General features: G+C 56.2%; 13 protein-coding genes. 4 read left to right on the top strand and 9 right to left on the bottom strand.

The genetic code is table 11. The features are described from left to right. Positions 1 to 135: 135 nt before the first annotated feature. Both VXJ35_RS00220 and VXJ35_RS00215 read left to right on the top strand, forming a co-directional pair. Entirely contained in the window at positions 136 to 2,301 is a 2,166-nt protein-coding gene (locus VXJ35_RS00220; protein ID WP_064020004.1) for a zeta toxin family protein, read from the top strand. Positions 2,302 to 2,386: 85 nt separating this feature from the next. Beyond that, on the top strand, positions 2,387 to 3,121 hold the full coding sequence (locus tag VXJ35_RS00215; protein ID WP_157198024.1) for a VPLPA-CTERM sorting domain-containing protein: 735 nt from the start codon (positions 2,387 to 2,389) through the stop codon (positions 3,119 to 3,121). Between the two features lie 173 nt (positions 3,122 to 3,294). Here VXJ35_RS00215 and VXJ35_RS00210 read toward each other — a convergent pair whose 3' ends face one another. The 9 genes from VXJ35_RS00210 to VXJ35_RS00170 form a co-directional block, all read right to left on the bottom strand. Then, on the bottom strand, positions 3,295 to 4,362 hold the full coding sequence (locus VXJ35_RS00210) for an alkene reductase (protein ID WP_064020002.1): 1,068 nt from the start codon (positions 4,360 to 4,362) through the stop codon (positions 3,295 to 3,297). Between the two features lie 122 nt (positions 4,363 to 4,484). Beyond that, positions 4,485 to 5,156, bottom strand: coding sequence for a TVP38/TMEM64 family protein (locus tag VXJ35_RS00205; protein WP_064020001.1), 672 nt, complete (start codon positions 5,154 to 5,156; stop codon positions 4,485 to 4,487). Between the two features lie 163 nt (positions 5,157 to 5,319). Further along, positions 5,320 to 5,484, bottom strand: coding sequence for a hypothetical protein (locus VXJ35_RS00200; RefSeq protein WP_157198023.1), 165 nt, complete (start codon positions 5,482 to 5,484; stop codon positions 5,320 to 5,322). 782 nt (positions 5,485 to 6,266) lie between these two features. Further along, positions 6,267 to 7,502, bottom strand: a complete 1,236-nt coding sequence (locus VXJ35_RS00195) for a DUF3800 domain-containing protein (protein WP_064020000.1) — start codon at positions 7,500 to 7,502, stop codon at positions 6,267 to 6,269. A gap of 147 nt (positions 7,503 to 7,649) precedes the next feature. After that, positions 7,650 to 12,533, bottom strand: a complete 4,884-nt coding sequence (locus VXJ35_RS00190; protein WP_064019999.1) for an MG2 domain-containing protein — start codon at positions 12,531 to 12,533, stop codon at positions 7,650 to 7,652. Between the two features lie 180 nt (positions 12,534 to 12,713). Further along, positions 12,714 to 13,829 carry a DNA polymerase IV gene (gene dinB / locus VXJ35_RS00185; protein ID WP_064019998.1) on the bottom strand — a complete coding sequence of 372 codons (1,116 nt, stop codon included), beginning with the start codon at positions 13,827 to 13,829 and terminating at the stop codon, positions 12,714 to 12,716. A gap of 6 nt (positions 13,830 to 13,835) precedes the next feature. Beyond that, entirely contained in the window at positions 13,836 to 14,138 is a 303-nt protein-coding gene (locus tag VXJ35_RS00180) for a DUF4389 domain-containing protein (RefSeq protein WP_054759201.1), read from the bottom strand. 9 nt (positions 14,139 to 14,147) lie between these two features. Beyond that, a complete protein-coding gene (locus VXJ35_RS00175; RefSeq protein ID WP_064019997.1) occupies positions 14,148 to 15,170 on the bottom strand; it encodes a DUF2333 family protein in 1,023 nt (340 codons plus the stop codon). Between the two features lie 84 nt (positions 15,171 to 15,254). Further along, positions 15,255 to 15,527 (bottom strand): YcgL domain-containing protein, encoded by a 273-nt coding sequence (locus tag VXJ35_RS00170; protein WP_054759205.1) that lies wholly within the window; start codon positions 15,525 to 15,527, stop codon positions 15,255 to 15,257. An 86-nt stretch (positions 15,528 to 15,613) separates the two neighbouring features. On the opposite strand from VXJ35_RS00170, the gene VXJ35_RS00165 reads away from it, so the two are divergent. Together VXJ35_RS00165 and VXJ35_RS00160 are read left to right on the top strand one after the other, a co-directional pair. Next, positions 15,614 to 16,213: a CPBP family intramembrane glutamic endopeptidase gene (locus tag VXJ35_RS00165; protein ID WP_064019996.1), complete on the top strand. Its 600-nt coding sequence runs from the start codon at positions 15,614 to 15,616 to the stop codon at positions 16,211 to 16,213. Next, on the top strand, positions 16,213 to 16,689 hold the full coding sequence (locus VXJ35_RS00160) for a hypothetical protein (RefSeq protein ID WP_064019995.1): 477 nt from the start codon (positions 16,213 to 16,215) through the stop codon (positions 16,687 to 16,689). Before VXJ35_RS00165 ends, VXJ35_RS00160 begins: the two co-directional genes overlap by 1 nt. The last annotated feature ends 26 nt before the right edge of the window (positions 16,690 to 16,715 follow it).

Below are 16,715 nucleotides of genomic sequence, written 5' to 3'. Positions count from 1 at the left end.
ATGCAATGGACCTGCTTGGCGCAAAACGTTTAGAGTCATGGGCGTTAGTGGCGATTGATTTCTGCCGGCAAACCACGTAATTTTCAGCTCCGGCAACGGCCGCATCCCAATCGAAAAATAACAAGAGGGTAGAACATGTCAAACCCCTGCCGGAACCTGCCGGGTTACCGTCCGTTAAAACGTTTGCGCACCGCGTTGGCGATAGCCCAGGGCACCAGCTTGCTGTCGACGCTGTTAAAGGAACTGGAAGCCACAGTCTCCCACGACCAGACCAAACGAGTCACTTACATGACTGCGTTGTATTCAAGAATCCACCGCGAAATGTTCGGCGACTGGAAGGAACAGCCCACCGTGCCCCATCGCCCCGGCACGATGCCGGATGCCGACAAACGCAGGCAATTCCGCATCGCCATCGAACGCCTGGTGCTGGACGGCGACAGCAACCGTGATAGCGCGATTTTCGACAATAACGGCTTTGTGATCTACAGCGACGATATCGCCGAACGGCTAGCGAGTTTTTACCACTCGCTGCGGATAATCAGGCCGTTCGCCTACGGCAACCGGATCACGCTGGACTTTTTCATCTCCGCCTTGGGTAACCTGCCGGCCTTCAGGGCGGTTTACGACCAGGGTATCGATTTTCGCCGGCTGACCGTCGAAGATGCCCGGGTATTGCACGACCATGCCAGCCAGCATCGGGCCTTGAGCCGGGCGTTTCTGCATGCGCTGGATTGCAGCCGTACCCGATATTTGCGCAACCAGGCCAACCGCTACGGCAAATGGCCGGAGAACAAACGGTTTTTACTCGGCATTCCGTTTCTGTCGCATACCACGCCGGACGGCATCGAGTGTTTGCTGACTGTGACCGGCGGGCTGGTGCCGATATCGAGCATTGCCGCCGAGCAATTGATCGCCGGCCAGCATTTTGCCGACAATCCGCTCAGCGTCTCCGAACACGTGATCGGCTATCTGCCCGGTACCGAGGATTTGCGCGCACCGGGCAAGACCGAGATCGACGCGATTCCGATCCGTGCCGACGGCGTCGCCCCGTTATTCTGCCTCGACGTCAACATGCTGACCGGTTTGCGTTCGCCCAGCCAGGCCGAGTTGATAGACTTGCTGAAACAGTGCGCCGGGGAGCAGGCCAATCTGTTTTGGCTGGCGGATAACGCATCGCTCAGAGACAAGATGCTCGCGGCCGCCCAGCGTGAGACGCGGCTGCGGCGTACCGTGGAGATTGCCTACGCCCGGCTCGGAAAAATCAACTCAATGCTGTTGGCCGCCTGCGACGCTATTTTTGCCGGTAAAACGCCGGTAGCCGAGCCGCAATTTTTAATGAGTATGGGCGGGGCCGGGGCCGGCAAGACCGCGGTCGAGGAAATCGCCGGTGCGATTTGCGGCGACAATTTCGTCATCGCCTCGCTGGACGAATTCCGCAAGCTCAGCGACTTGTACCGTTTGCTAACCGCCGCCAACCACCACAGCGACGATTACATCTACATCGAGCCCTTCGCCAATCGCTTGCGCGACTTGGTGGCGCAACGGGCGTGCGAGCAACGCATCAATATTTTGTACGACGGTACCGGCATTCCTTACCATCCGCGCTACTCGGCCATCATCAAGCAATTCCGCGCGGCCGGGTTCCGCACGCAAATTGCCGCCGTCGACGCCTTTTTGGTGAAGCCGGCCGGCCGCGAGCTGGAGCTGTCGCGCTCCGGCGTGGTCGGCAGCGTCAAAACCCGATTTCAGGCCAGCGGCCGGGCGTTGCCGTGGGTAGTGACCATCGACAAACACATCCGCTCGCCGCAGGAGTTTTTACATGCGCTGGAGGATACCGGCGTATCGAAAATATCGCTGTTCGCCAACGACGGCGAGCGCGACCGCCACTATCTGGTGGCGGAAAGTTTTCTGTTAGACGATGGCGAACTGGAAGCCTTACAACAGCAACAATTGAACGGCAAGCTGGCGGACTACTTGGTCGGCTTGATCCGGACCCATCCTGATTCGGCCTTGCAGAGTCTGGCCGGTCCCGACGCGCAACGCTTGGCCGAGTTACTGGCACGCAATAGCGAAATCGGCGAAGACAATGTCGCATACCTGGTTTACAAGGGCAGCGAGACCAACCGGGTATTGGCGATTTACCACTTGCGGCGGATGATCGATTTTGTCGAAAAACGCCAACTCAACCCCAATGCGTCCGGCGAAGAAGGCTTGTTGCACAAGCCGGCGGCGCTGGCGTTCCATATCGATCCTTACGCCAAAGACTCGTGGGTAACCCGATTGCAGGGCAGTCTTGAATGAAGCCTACTGTCCTTTGGTTCAGTAACAGTTAAGCTTCGGACAGGTATGATTCTCTCCAATATTTTTTAGCACTAAGGAGACATCAATGAATGTAGCTGCAACTTGCAGAACCGCGGCAATGGCCGGGATTTTAATGTTTTCGGCCGCTTCGGCCTGGGCCGCGCCGACCAGCTTTAATTTCACCCGCATTACCAGCAACGCCGCCGAAGACGTCGGCAGCCAATTGCAAATGGACGTTTACAACAATACCGATGCCTCGGCGTTCTTGAACCAATCCCTGACCAACAAAATCCTGTTTACCTTTGCCAACAGCGCCCAGACCGCTGCCAACATTGCCGAGATTTACTTCGACGACAGCGGTTTTCTGGCTTCGCAAACGGCCATATTGAACAGCTTGGGCGGATTTACCTCTTTCAGCCCGGTAAGCTGGACCAAACCCAACGGAACGCTGAAAAACGTCGTGTTGCCGGGCGGCAATAACGCCGATCCCGATTTCGAACCTACCCCGTATTTCGGCGCGAACGTCGACCCGGGTGACCCGAGTCTCGGCGTGAATACCGGCTCCGATGTGTTGGGCATCCTGGTATCGTTGAATAACGGCTACAGCTTCGACGATATCAGCTCCGCCCTGATCAGCGGCGCGTTACGCATCGGTATGCACGTCAGATCGATCGGTGCGGCGGGTGCCAGCGATTCGTTTATCAATAACCGAATCCCAACCGAAACCATTAGCGGTGTGCCGCTTCCGGCTAGCGCCTGGATGTTTTTGAGCGGATTGGTTGGCTTTTTGGGTTGGCAGCGCCGCAAAGCCGCCGTTTAAACCCTCCACGTAACTGTTGATGAACGGCCCGCAGCGACGGGCCGTTTTTATTTCCGGCGGTAGGTATCGGCGAGCCTTTCCGAAAACTTCGCCGTTCGCGGTGGCCGCGTTGCGGATCGTGCGGCCGGCCGCCGGCAAGCCTAGAGAGACGCCGAAAACAGGGCGTTGTAACCTCAGTCCTCTAAAAACGGATAATCGGTATATCCCTTGCTCGGGCCTTCTGCGCCGTAGAGATAAAACGTCGCAGCATCGAACGGCGTCAGCGGCGCACCGATTTGCAGGCGGCGCGGCAGGTCGGGGTTGGCGATGAAGTGTTTGCCGAACGAGACCGCGTCGGCATCGCCGTTAGCGATGGCTTGCACCGCGCTCTCGGCCGTAAAGTTTTCGTTCGCGATCAACACGCCGCCGAAACGGCGTTTCAAGGCCGGGCTGATCGCGTCGGCGCCTTGCGCTTCGCGGGTGAAGATGAAGGCAATCTGGCGTTGGCCCAATTGCTCGGCGACGTAGCCGAATGTCGCCAGCGGATCGGAGTCGCCCATGCTGTGCATGTCGCAGCGCGGCGACAGATGTACGCCGACCCGGCCGGCGCCCCAGACCGATATCGCGGCGTCGGTCACTTCCAGCAACAAGCGGGCGCGATTTTCCACCGGACCGCCGTAGGCATCGTTGCGCCGATTTGTGCTGTCTTGCAGGAATTGGTCCAGCAAATAGCCGTTGGCGGCGTGAATTTCGACGCCGTCGAAACCGGCCTGCTTGGCGTTGGCCGCGCCTTGGCGGAAGGCTTCGACGACGGCGGGAATTTCGTCCAGCTCCAAGGCGCGCGGCGTGACGAAATCGCGCATCGGCCGCAACAGGCTGACATGGCCTTGGGCGGCAATCGCACTGGGCGCCACCGGCAATTCACCCTCCAGATAATACGGATCGGAGATCCGGCCGACATGCCACAACTGCAAAAAAATACGGCCGCCGGCGGCATGAACCGACTCGGTGATGCCACGCCAACCGTCGATTTGTTCTTGCGACCAGATGCCGGGCGTGTCCGGATAACCGACGCCTTGCGGGCTGACGCAAGTAGCTTCGCTAAGGATCAGGCCGGCACCGGCCCGCTGTGCGTAATACTCCGCCATCAACGCATTGGGTATGCGGCCGGCGCTGGCGCGGCAGCGGGTCAACGGCGCCATGACGATGCGGTTGGGCAATTCGAGGTCGCCGATACGGATTGGGTCGAACAATGGATTCATGCCTTACTGCTCCTGCTAGCTGGATTTGGATAAACCGCCAATATAGCAGCCGCAAAGCGAGCCGCCCAGCCGGCTACCGACTGGCGCGCCGATAGCTTAGCGCTTGGCGGAATGCGGCGGGCTTAGTTCGAATGGCGGCCTCCGCGGCGCAACCATGCCGGAAGCAGGCTGGCCGCCGCGACAAGTGCCAGCGAGGCGGCTGTCTGCCATTCGAACAATTCGGCGGCGGAACGGATTTGTTCCAAACGCTGGCCGCCATTGGCGTAAATCAACGAGGCCGGCAGCACGCCGAGCAAGGTGCTGACCAGATAATGCTTGAACGATATCCGCGACAACCCGGCGACGATGTTGATCAGGAAGTAAGGCACCACCATCGCAACGCGCAGGCTCAGGAAGTAGTACAGGCCGTTGCGCTCAATTTCGTGTTCGACGGATTCCAGCCGGGCGTAAAACAATTGCTCGAATCGGCGCCTGAAGGCGTAGCGGCTGAGCCAAAATCCGACCAAACAAGCCAGTACGGTCGCACCGATGTTGTAAACCGCGCCCAGGTAGAAACCGAAGAAGTAGCCGGACAGGATTTTCATTGCTGCCGCCAACGGCAACGGCGAGTTGATGAAAATCACGCACAACGCAAAGAACAAAGCCACGGCAACCCCGTAGTGGCTGCCGATGAACAGGCCTATGGCCTGTTTGTGGAATTGGATGTCCTGAAGACCGGGTGTGCCTTGCCTAAATGCGGCGATGCACAGCGCCAATACCAGTAATGTGGCGAATATCGTCGAGCGGCTCGGCATGGGTTGGGCTGGAATATCGGTGCAGGTTGGGTAGGGCCGATAGACGGAAATCGGATTCCGGCTATTCGAGCACAGGCGTATGACCGGAGTATGACAGGCCGCCGCCAACCGGCCGGTGCGGTCATAACGTATTCGCCTCGGCCATGCCGGATTTTATAAGTAGCTAACATAAAGTTAGTTGGTGTTCGGAACCAAAACCGGCCTCGATTTTATCGATGGCCTGTTCGAGCTCGATGAGCGTGTAGGATTGGAACGGCAGCCTTTTCTGCCACACCATTTCAATTCGGTTCAACTCCGGACCGTAAGGCGGCAAAAAGTAAAACCGCATGCCTTTCTCCTTCAGTAAGTCCCAATTGGGTTACAACGCTTTTGACGTGTGGATCGATGCATTGTCGAGAATGACCGCCATCGGCTTTTTAACCCGCTCAATCAGGGCCATTAAAAAGCCGAAGAACCACAAGCCATTCACACTACTTGAATGCTATGACCTGCGGACAACAACAAAGTCGTCTCCGCTCGGTTTCGCTCTAGCCAGTCCGAGCCTTTTTTCAAAATCGCCTTCAAGCAAGCCACTTCACTTGTCTCCAATGCAATCGGAGCCACCTTCGCCATTAATCAAACTTTTGATATGAAAAAAGGTGTTACTGCTCTTAAAATAAGAAACGTCACTTTATTAAAATTAAAAAACATTTAATATCAATGAGTTAAAATTTAACGCATTATGACATTACATTCTAAAAGAGCAGTACCTGTAGGCCAGAATAAGCCGAACGGCGTTTCTGGCAATTTAAAACCCGCCGGAAATGCTAGCGCTTATTCCGGCCTACCGGGCTGACCGTATTCAAGTTTTCACCGTTATGTGAAACAAGGTGTTTATGAAAAAAATTGGGGGAATAATGCAAATAACGAGATTGACGGTGAGTGACGCGACCGATGCGCCTCCTAACGTCGGCACATCCTATTTTGCGCAACTTATCGGGTTACTAAGCTAGACCTGACCCCGTTTTGCATGTTAGGGGATTTTATTGAGTTACTCGTCGGCCAGGCTTATACTCCAAATTGATAACGGGCAAGGAGCAATAGGCTTTAAACGTATCGCAATCTATACAACTAAATTTTGGGGTTATCGGATTTTGACTTTTTTGCCCTCTCAAAAACGTATCTCGCCATGGCATCCATAGCATTTACTCCGCTTTCGTCTTGTGTTCCCAACTGTTCGGGTGTTACAGCGACTGAAGGCCAAACTGGATAGGTCGAAAACTTTGTCATCCCCAGACAATTTAGTTCACTCCAAAAATCATCTCGATAACGCCCATCCGCTAGCCCTCGCGCCCAATGATTGCAACTTCCCGAAATTAAATCTGCTACTTGAAGTCTGCTATCAGTTTTCGAGTCGCGGAATTCGATCCCATCAGATCGAATTGGGAATTCGGCTTTCCTTCTATCGTAACCAATCTTCCGGTATGGACCATTCAAATCCATAAGTGCTTCTAACATATCCTTTTCACATGCAATTGGCTTAGAGTCATCATGTAAAATTTTAAAGCCTTCCGCATACTGTTCACCCCATTCAGTTAACAGATGGAACAATGCCGGAATGGCCGGATCAAGCGCTAGTGTGCTATTTTGATTAAGCACTTCTTCCACAATTTCATTGCTTGCAATGATGGGCATAAATATCTGTTCATATTCAGTCCCTATACATTTGCGGTATAGCGAAGAAACAATAACGTAAAAGTTACGTATTGATATATCGCTAGGTTCTCTAACAGGTTGGTGAAAAACTCTTTTTTGCAACCAATCAGACCTATATTTAGTACTACAAGATTGATTCAGCACTAAATAAAGGCTTCTTATAGCTAAATTAGTGGCCAGAATATGGTTTTTCACCAACCTGCTAATCATCGCAATGAAAGCAAGTAACATTTTGTTAAACAGATCTTCCCCACAGAGAATTGGGATACAGTAGTAATAGAGATTAGATAGAGCTATATTTCCGCCTTTTTTATATAGGTCGATACCATCTCGGTGCGCAAGGGTTTCCACGAGTATGTCGACGATTTTTGTCACAGCCATAAATTTTTTATGGTAGTAAAACACCCTCACACGCTCCTTTTCCAACGCCGAATCAGACAGGAAATTCAAGATTTGTTTTCGGCCTGAGATCGATCTTTTTATCCTCGAGAGTTTTATTTCCCGCGTTTGGTGATTACTCAATTTCTGCAGTAGTAACTCCGCCTCATCAACAGTGAAATCGCAAGAAGCCAGTACAAATACTGGCTGGTCGAAATTCAATAAATCCGTACCGGTGTTACCTGATTCGTCGAAAGCGACAACTTTAGTCATGTGTTACCAATCCTAAATTTTGATTGTGGCTCTCAGCTAGCAAACATCAATCGAGTTTTTAGTCGATAACCCGTAAGGGCGAACATACTAGAGGTTCCATCGAAGATGGTCATCATTTTTGAATGATCTCCTGATTGCATATTCCCACTATCTCACCACGCTCACCCGCCCCGCCAAACTATTCCCCTGCACTGCCTCGTTATACATATCAAACCCGCTGGCCGGCGGGATCGAGGCGATGCCGGGGCGGGCGACTTTCCAGACTTGATATAGTTTCAATTCGGCGCCGGGTTGCAGTTTGGCAACGCGGACGATGCGATCCGGGTAGCGCTGGGTTTCCTTGACGCTGGCCCAATAGCTGTCGTCGCCGGCTTGCAGTTTGGCGTCGGCCAGGTAGGCTTGGTCGTTTTCCTGGCCTTCCGCCAGCGACGGGATGCCGTCTTCGACGACGACGAAGTCGCTGCCGGCCGGCAAGCGGTTGGGGTCGTCGTTGCGTTTGATTTTGACCTCGCTGACCACGACATCGCCGACATGCAGCGCCTGGCTCAGGTCGACCGCTTCGCTGCCGCTGCCGGTAATCCGGCGGAAACTACGCTCTACATTCAAACCGGTGTCACGGGCGACGACGGCCGGGTACGGCAGTTCCACTTGTAACGTGGCCGAAGCCATGTCGGTGTCGTTGAGATCGGCGATACGCAGATCGGCCAGTTCGCCGGCCGCCGGCAGCTTATCGAAGCGGCCCAGATATCCGCCGGGGATGCGTTGCAAGTTGCCCAAGGCACCGGCTGTACCGGCGACTTTCAGGGTTCGGGCTTTTTGGCTTTGCGCGGCCGCGGCTTCCTTACTCAATAACTCGCGGGTGTTGAAGATGACTTGCGCGGTATCGTAGGTAGAGACCCAGTAACCGTGTTGCTGGCTTTGCAGCAATAGCCGCTTCAGTTTGGTTTCCAATGCCGGCGGCAAGTCGGCAGCGGCCTGCAACGCGCCGAGGCCGGCCGAGACCGCGCTGGGTAAGCCGAAGCGGAAGCCTAGCCGGTCCGCCAACTGGCCGCGCTGGCTTTGATAATTGGCCGGATCGACGGCCTCCAGCGCCTGTTGCAGGCGTTTGCTCAGACGCTTGGCCAGATCGGGCTGGTTTTTCATTTGCTGGTTGAAGGCATGCCAGCTTTGGTTTCGGTAGGCCGTCAATATGCGTAGCGCCGCCGTCAAATCCTCGCTGCCGGCTTGCGGGTCGGCGGCGACTTTTTCGACGAACTCGGCCTGCCGCTCCCACGGCGCCTGATAGATGTAACCGACCGCCGAATAGCCGGCCAGCGTAAAGCCGTCCAACACCTGGGCGGTATTGGCTTGCTGGGCCAGCCAATCCGAGCCTTTGTTATAAGCCGAAGTCGTGCCTTCCAGTTTCAGTTCCTCGGCGTATTTCAAAGCCTGCATCGCGATCAGCGTGACCGGCAGGCTGGGCTCGGCATCGCCGGGCCACAACGCAAAGCCGCCGTCGGCTTTCTGGTTTTGGATCAGTTTGCGGATGCCCAGCGCGGCGTTCTGTTTGGCACGCTGCAAGGTTTTTTCCAACGGCCCGAGTTGCTCCGGTTTGAGTCCGGCGCGTTCGATCAAGTCCAGCAATACCAGATTCGGCACCGTGCTGTGCGCCAATTGTTCGGTGCAACCGTAAGGGTACTGCACCAGCATCGCCGCCGCCTGCAAGGCAGCACCGAGCAGGCCGGAATTGACCCGTACGGTCAGTTGCGCGGGCTGGGCTTGCTCGGGGATATCGAAATGCAAACCGCCGTCGCGCCGTTCGGCGGCATAGACTTGCGGCATGGCCGCGGCTTGAATCGGCAGATCGAATTCCTCGGCACCACCGACCTTGACCGTGCTCGGCGCAGTCAACGCCGCTTTTAACGTGGCATTGCCGGGCTGCGGGCCGGCGGTCAGACGTAGCGGCCACAATTGCTCCGCCTTGGCGGCCAATTCGGCATTCGGCGTTAAATTGATGTCCTGACCTAGCAGGTTGTCGGTCAAACTTAAATTTCCGGAGACTTTGACCGGACCCGGCCAATGGCTGGTCAATTTCACCGCCAATTCCACTTCGTCGCCGCTGCGCAAAAATTGCGGGCCGACCATATCGACGGCAATGTCGGTTTTGGTGCGGAACTGGCCGGTGGTTTCGCCGAGCCGGCCGTCTTTGTCGCTGGCTACGGCAGTGACCAACCATTCGGTGACGTTGGCCGGCATATCGACGTTAATCGTAGCCACGCCGGCGGCGTCGGTGACCACATGCGGAAACCAGCCGGCGGTGTCGCGCATGGCTTTTTTCGCCAACTTGCTTTGGCTTTTCAACGCGCTGAGCGCGAAATTGGGCTTACGCAGCAAGTCGGCATAGCCGTAGCCTTGCAGGTCGTCGGAATAGTAGGTCGACAAATTGCTGCGTTGCAGCGGATAGAAAAAGTCGAAAATGCCGGGACGGAATTCGGCTTGTACTGCGTAGACGGCGCGATCGACGATCGATACCGCCAGTTCGGTGTTCGCGGCCGGGCTGCCGTCGGCGCGTTTGACCTGCAATTTGATTTGCGTCGGTTTTAACGGTTCAGCTTCAGCCTGAGCCGGTTCGATGGCGATTTGCAGCCGCTTCTCCCACGGCACGATGCGGAAGCCCAAAGTTTGTTCTTTGTATTTGCCGCCGGCTACCGGCACCGTGACGGTGTGGTAAAAGCCGGTGCCGTATTCGGGTTTGGCGGTCACTTCGAACCAACGGCTGCGGCCCTGCGCCTGGGCGCTGCGGCTGTCGAACAACTTGGCGCCGGCCACGGTTTCCCAGATCGCGCCGGCTTCGTTGTTACCCCAGGCTTTGGGCAGCAACGCAAAGACTTTGGCTTGCTCGCCGGGGCTGAGGATGGTGGTCGGCGTGTACAGCTCCAACTCCGGGTTGTCGGCTACCGCTTCGCCGCCGCTGCCGGCCACGATCAAGGTCGCCGGTTGCGAGGTAGCGCTATGGTTCATCGCCCGGCCATCCAAACTTTCCAGCCGGGCAACCGCGGTTAGCCGCCCAAATTCTTTCAAGGCCGGCACACTGAGTTTTTGTTGGCCGTTGGCGTCGGTGGCGATATCCAGTTTCACCAGACTGCGCTTGCCGCTGCCGGGTTGCTCCAAGGTCACGTCCAGCACGCCGCCGGCTTTCGGCGCCGGTTTGCCGTCGGCATAACTGGACTGCAGCAAAATCTGCAAATCCTGATCGCCGACCGCCGCGACGGTTTTGTTAAATCTGAGCGCCGGTTGGGCTTCGGCCAAGGTAGCGTAAATGCTGTCGGTCAAAATCGCGCTGCCGCCGGCGGCGTCCTGGGCGCGCACCATCAGGGTGTAAATCCATTCCTGATTGGCTTGATCCTGGTCGGCAACCGGCACGATAAATTCGAAACTGCCGTCGCCGTCGTCGGTCAATTTAGCGGCGGTTTCCCACGGGTTGCTGGCTTCGGCGGCCTGGCGAGCCTCGATCGAACTGAATAGGCGCTGCGGCTGGGTCAACGGCGCGGCGGATTTTACCTGGCCGAAATAGTCGTTACCGGCGGATAGCCCGGCGCCGGCTTCGACGACGAACTGCGGCGCCTCGAACTTCTTGCGGTACAGAAACACTTCGAATTTAACGTTCTGCGGCGCGCCGCCGCTGTAACGTTTGGCGCGGAACTTCAGATTGAACGGCTGGCCGGCCTGCACGCTGGGGCTGCGTTCCAGCCATTCCAGATAAAACGTCGGTTTGATGTAATCGCGCACCCGGAATTCGCCGCCGTAGGCTTTGTGGTCGATCTCGGCCAGCAAGCGGTACAGGCCGGGCGTCTGGCCGGGATCGAGCTCGAAGCTGCCGGAGAACGAGCCAAAATCGGTTAACTGGGTTTGGCCTTGTAAACCGGTGGCATTGCCGTCGGCGCGGATCAGGGATACGTCGGTTTGCTTGGATTGAAACGGCGGTATTTTTAGCTGGCCGTCCTGCAAATTGCGGACGATGCCTTTATAGAAAAAGGTTTCGCCGGGTTTGAAGATCGGCCGGTCGGTCATCACGAACACCGCATCGTCCTTGGCTTGGGTAGGCAAAAAGTCGGTGCCGGTCAGCGCGGTTCGCACCGCCTCGCCCGGCTTGGCGGCCGGCGCATCGACCCGGACCAGCAACTTGCCGTCCAACACACCGTCCGGGTTGTCGAAGCGCAATTCGCCGGCAGCGTCGGTCGTTCCGGGCAGCGTTTGCCAACGGCCGCGGCCGTCGCGGATACTGACGTTGGCATTGGCGAGAGGTTGCAAATCGCGGTTCATTGCCCGCACCAGCAACTGCGCGCTGGATTGCTTGACTTGAACCGCTAAACTGCTGACTTGAATTAGGCATTGCGCTTCGGTCTTGCCTTGCACCGCCTGCAACAAATACAGGCCGTCCGGCAACGGATCGAGCGCAATCTGCCGAACTTTGTAGCGGTGCTCGCTCCAGCTGTCTTCGTTAAACCACCAGCCCAGATCGTGGGTTTGCTGGCCGTTGCGCAGCAAGTCCAGATAGGCTTCCTTGACCACCTTAAAGCCCTTGGGCGGCGCCACCAAAATTTGCTGCGGTACGGCCGCCAGCGGCTTGTCGGTCACGGTCAGCACCGAGCCGCTGAACGCTGTGTCTTTCAAGGATTTGCGAAATTCCACATCCAGCATGCCGCGTAGCAGTTTCAGCGGCGATTGGGCATTGTTCAAGCCCTTCGCAAAATAATGGCCGGGGTTGAGTTCGCTGACCGGCTGTTCGTAGCTACGGCTGACGTTGAACTGGCCGTCGAGAAAGTTTTCCAGGTTATCGGCTTTTAGCACCCGGATCAGCATCGGCTGGTCGGTGACGGTATAGTCCAGGCGGATGCTGGGCGCTTCGGTGTTGCTGAAGCTGCGTTCGGCGGTCAGGTAGAAAGGGCTGCCAGCAACGGCGGCGGCGGGCACCAGTGTTATCGCCAGCCAAATGACCGCGGCAAACCCGGCCGGCCGGTTACGCAAAACCGCATTCAGAAATCGGTACATATCAACGCCTCCCGGCCGACGATTATCGATTGCCGGTTTCCGAAGCAAACGCGCCCGTACCGGCATTATTTCCGCAGTAGCATAGCCGCTAAATGGAGAAATGAAACGCTTCTGTATCGACCCGGCAGCCGTTTAGCGGGGTACTTTTCAAACAGAGGCGTGAAAATCGAGTTGCTTTATTTAACGGCATTGGCCTACACCCTCTTGGACATAATCGAATAAATCCAACTGCCGGTGAGGCTTCAAGGTGGCGTCGCCGCTATCCAGGCCGGATAGCGTGACGCCGAGCAAACGGACCTTACTGGAACCGACGCCGGTGTTTTTTACTAACTCGGTAAGCAGTAATGCACACGCCGGATTATCCGCGACCGGTTCGGATAACGTGCGGCTGCGGGTGATTTGCACGAAATTCTGGAATTTGATTTTTACCGTCAAGGTATACGCAGTCATGCGCTTTTCCGCCAACCGTTGCAAAGCGGTGCGCATCAGATCCTGCAACTGGCGCTGAATCGCGCCGAGGTCCGCCAAGTCCTGTTCGAAGGTGGTTTCGACGCCGACCGACTTGCGCGGCCGGTAGGCGTTGACCGGGCGCAAATCGATACCGCGGGCGATGTCGAAATAATGCCGGGCAGCCTTGCCGAAATGCTGGTGCAATACCGGCAGCGGCACGGCTTTCAAATCCTTGCCGGTATTGATGCCTAACTCGCGCATTTTCTGTTCGGTGGCCGGGCCGATGCCGTGAAACCTGCCGATATCCAAGCGCTCGGCAAATGCGGGTCCTTGTTCCGGCGTGATCAGATAGAGTCCGTCCGGCTTGCCCATGTCCGAGGCCAGTTTAGCCAGAAATTTATTGTAGGAAACGCCGGCCGATGCAATCAGCCGGGTTTGTTTCAGGATGTCTTGTTTGATTTGCTTGGCCAACAGCGTGGCCGAGCCTTGGCAAAGCTCCGTGTCGCTGACGTCCAAGTAGGCTTCGTCCAGAGATAGCGGTTCGATGCAGTCGCAGTAACGGGCGAACACGCTACGGATGATTGCCGAGGCTTCGCGGTAGGCGTCGAAACGCGGCTTGATAAAGATGGCCTGCGGACAAAGCCGGTAGGCATGGGCAGATGGCATGGCCGAGCGTACGCCGAATTGGCGAGCTTCGTAACTGCAGGTGGCGACCACGCCGCGCGAATCGGGCCTGCCGCCAACGATGACCGGTTTGTTCCGGTATTGCGGGTGGTCGCGTTGTTCGACCGCCGCGTAAAACGCATCCATATCGATGTGGATGATTTTGCGCGGACGGCCGTCCATGGGGGCTTAGGGTTTGTCGAGCAACTCCAGCTTGGCGGTTTCGTTCCAATCGGAAAACGGAAACGGCAATTGCTCGGTATTGAAAGTCAAAAACAGCAGGATGTGGTAGTGGTAGGTCGACAAGCTGCGGCCGAAGTTGAGAATGTTGGCGTTGGCGGCGCCGGTAAACAGTACCGAACCGACCTGCAGCAAAATCACCAGCCACAACAGCAGTTTGACCAAACTGTCTATTGCGGCGAAAACCAACATAAATATCACCCGTTTCCAGGTTTCGATTTTTTTCAGATTTTCGTTGATTTGTTCCTGCATGGCCGCGGTTTAACCTCTGTTCATCACGTCGCGCAAGTCGAGTGCGGCAGCATTGGCACGGGCAATGTAGTTGGCCATGGCCAGCGAGTAGTTGGCAAAAATGCCGAAGCCGTCACCGTTCAGTACCACCGGGCTCAGCGTTGGCGTCAACGCGTTTTCCAGCGCCTGGATCATGTTGTCCAGCGTATTCATTGCCCGCTTATCCAGCAGAATGTCGGAAAAATCGTGCTTGATCGCGCGCAGGATGTGCAGCAAGGCCCAGCAGGAGCCGCGCGCTTCGTAGAACACGTTATCGATTTCCATCCAAGGCGTCTGGCCGATGGTCGGCATGTTGATATCGACCGGGTTGGAAGGATCGCCGTGTGCGGCGCCGGCAAATTTATCGGTACTGGCGGCAAGACGGGTCGACAAACCGCCCAGACGCTTGATCACGACCTCAGTGTATTGCCACAAGTTGTCGGCGCGGGAGTGGAATTGGGCCGCTTTCGAGGTTGAAGACGGGTTTTGCAAGCGCGACATATAGCCATGTAACGCCTCGATCCCTTTGATATATTCCGACTCGGTGGACGGCAAGGCCCAGGAATTGCGCTCGTAATAAAAATAAGGTTCCGCTTTCGCTAAATCCGGGTCTTCCGCCGATTGCGACTGGTCTCTGGCAAAGTGGTTACGTAATGCGGTGGTGCCGTCGCGCAGCATAACCAAAGCGCCGTATTCGAAGTTCTGGATGTTGTCGCAGAATAGGCCCGGCGGGGCGACGTCGTTGGATAAATAACCGCCGGCTTTGAACAAAATCACGTCGGCGATGTGGGCCAGCGTATTGGCGTAAACGTAACCGATCGGCATCTGGTCGGTATGGGTCACGTTCATCCGTTCGATCGCTTCGTCCTGAACGTTGAACTGCGCGGGCTCCCGGCTCCACCACTCGCCTAAAATCAGCATGACCACAAGGACGATGCCTACCAGCGTACCGAATCCCCAGAGTATGCCTTTAGACTTACTGTCTTCTTCGAGTGCGAATGAATTGTCTGACATGTGTTACGTATCCGGATGAGAACAAAAAGGCCCTAGCGGCCGAATGCCGGCATGTTAGCACGGATTGTGATGGCTAGCTCGCTTTCAGTGTAGTTGCCGGGCGGCGTCGGCTTGGACGGCGGAGAACAGCGTCGGGGGCATCTGCACGAAGAAACCCTTGGCTTGCAGGCTGGCGATGACTTTGGCCGAATCGGCTCGCGCCAGCTTACGTTGCGGCGTCAGTTCCAACTCCATGACAAACTCCAAGCGGCCCAAACTTTTGTACAGTTCGGCCGGAATTGCCGAAAAATCGTCTTTTTTATCCAAATACAGGTAAAGTTCGTCCTTCTTCAGGCTCTTGTAGATAAAGCAGTTCATGTTTGCCACTCCTGAGGTAACCCTGCCAATTTTAACGGTTTTTGTTTAGAATTTTCAGCCCTTGTCGATCTAGGCCGTTTCCGCCGATGAAATCCAGCCCGTTCTCCACAGATAACTTTTTTAAGGCCGCTTGCTATTTCGAGTCGGCATTAGCGGGCTTGGCTTTGCTGTTCGGCTGGTTGGCCGACGTCGATCCGTTTCAGGACTTGTATTTTTCGGAAAGCGCCGTCGCGATCGGGCTACTGGCGACGGTGCCGCTATTGCTGTTGTTTTTTGCGTTGCAACATTTGGCGTATCCGCCGTTGCAAACCATCCGCGAATTGCTGCTGGAAACTCTGGGCGCCAGGTTAAGTGACCGGCATTGGGCCGACTTGCTGGTTTTGGCCTGCATCGCCGGTTTCGCCGAAGAGGCGCTGTTCCGCGGCTTTTTGCAACCATGGCTGGAATTACGCTGGAATGCCGAACTCGGTTTGCTGTTCAGCAACGTCGTTTTTGCCCTGGTGCACGCCGTAACTCCTTTATATGCATTGCTGGCGTTTCTGATGGGATTGTATTTGGGAACCCTGCTGGACTACGGCGGCGAACGCAATTTGCTGACGCCGGTCGTGATACACGCGGCTTACGACTTCGTGGCCTTTGTTGTTATTCTGCGCGATTACCGCAACCGCCTCGACAGGAGCGCTTAATGTCCGCCATTGCCCCAACGCCGTCCGCCGCTTTACGCAGCCATTGGCTGGTCTGCGCCGCCATGCTGCTGATGCTGATTGTTTACAACGTCGTTTGCCAGGTCTGGGGCAATGAGTTACAGATTACGGTCAGCGAAGAGCGGCGGGTATTGGTGCGTAGCGTGCTGTACGCCGTCGCGATCGTATTGTTTCCTTTAACCAATCTGACCAAACATATTTTGCTGCGGCTGAACCAGACCATGCCCGGTCCGAGAACGGCGGGGCAACGCTATTTCACGACGATCGCCGTCAGCCAGGCGCTGATCGAATGGGTCGGCCTGTTCGGGCCGATCATGATCGTGCTGGGCGACGGCTTCAACACCTTATACATATTCAGCCTGATGCATGGCTTGGGAATATTCCTGCACCGGCCGAAAATGGCGGAATATCGCGCCATTGTTGCCGCACTTTCGGCGCGAGACAACCGGGGCGAGTAAGTCCTTGACTATTTCCGGTTTTTCGG

It is taken from the genome of Methylomonas sp. DH-1 (assembly GCF_046097555.1).
Classification (GTDB): domain Bacteria; phylum Pseudomonadota; class Gammaproteobacteria; order Methylococcales; family Methylomonadaceae; genus Methylomonas; species Methylomonas koyamae.
Note: the sequence above shows the minus strand (reverse complement) of the source record. Positions and strands in the feature narration are given on the sequence as shown.

Coding starts and splice junctions, on each gene's coding strand:
- VXJ35_RS00215 (WP_157198024.1), top strand. CDS start 2,387: ATGAATGTAGCTGCAACTTGCAGAACCGCGGCAATGGCCGGGATTTTA.
- VXJ35_RS00165 (WP_064019996.1), top strand. CDS start 15,614: ATGAAATCCAGCCCGTTCTCCACAGATAACTTTTTTAAGGCCGCTTGC.
- VXJ35_RS00180 (WP_054759201.1), bottom strand. CDS start 14,138: ATGCAGGAACAAATCAACGAAAATCTGAAAAAAATCGAAACCTGGAAA.
- VXJ35_RS00220 (WP_064020004.1), top strand. CDS start 136: ATGTCAAACCCCTGCCGGAACCTGCCGGGTTACCGTCCGTTAAAACGT.
- VXJ35_RS00205 (WP_064020001.1), bottom strand. CDS start 5,156: ATGCCGAGCCGCTCGACGATATTCGCCACATTACTGGTATTGGCGCTG.
- VXJ35_RS00200 (WP_157198023.1), bottom strand. CDS start 5,484: ATGCGGTTTTACTTTTTGCCGCCTTACGGTCCGGAGTTGAACCGAATT.
- VXJ35_RS00210 (WP_064020002.1), bottom strand. CDS start 4,362: ATGAATCCATTGTTCGACCCAATCCGTATCGGCGACCTCGAATTGCCC.
- VXJ35_RS00175 (WP_064019997.1), bottom strand. CDS start 15,170: ATGTCAGACAATTCATTCGCACTCGAAGAAGACAGTAAGTCTAAAGGC.
- VXJ35_RS00190 (WP_064019999.1), bottom strand. CDS start 12,533: ATGTACCGATTTCTGAATGCGGTTTTGCGTAACCGGCCGGCCGGGTTT.
- VXJ35_RS00170 (WP_054759205.1), bottom strand. CDS start 15,527: ATGAACTGCTTTATCTACAAGAGCCTGAAGAAGGACGAACTTTACCTG.
- VXJ35_RS00160 (WP_064019995.1), top strand. CDS start 16,213: ATGTCCGCCATTGCCCCAACGCCGTCCGCCGCTTTACGCAGCCATTGG.
- dinB (WP_064019998.1), bottom strand. CDS start 13,829: ATGGACGGCCGTCCGCGCAAAATCATCCACATCGATATGGATGCGTTT.
- VXJ35_RS00195 (WP_064020000.1), bottom strand. CDS start 7,502: ATGACTAAAGTTGTCGCTTTCGACGAATCAGGTAACACCGGTACGGAT.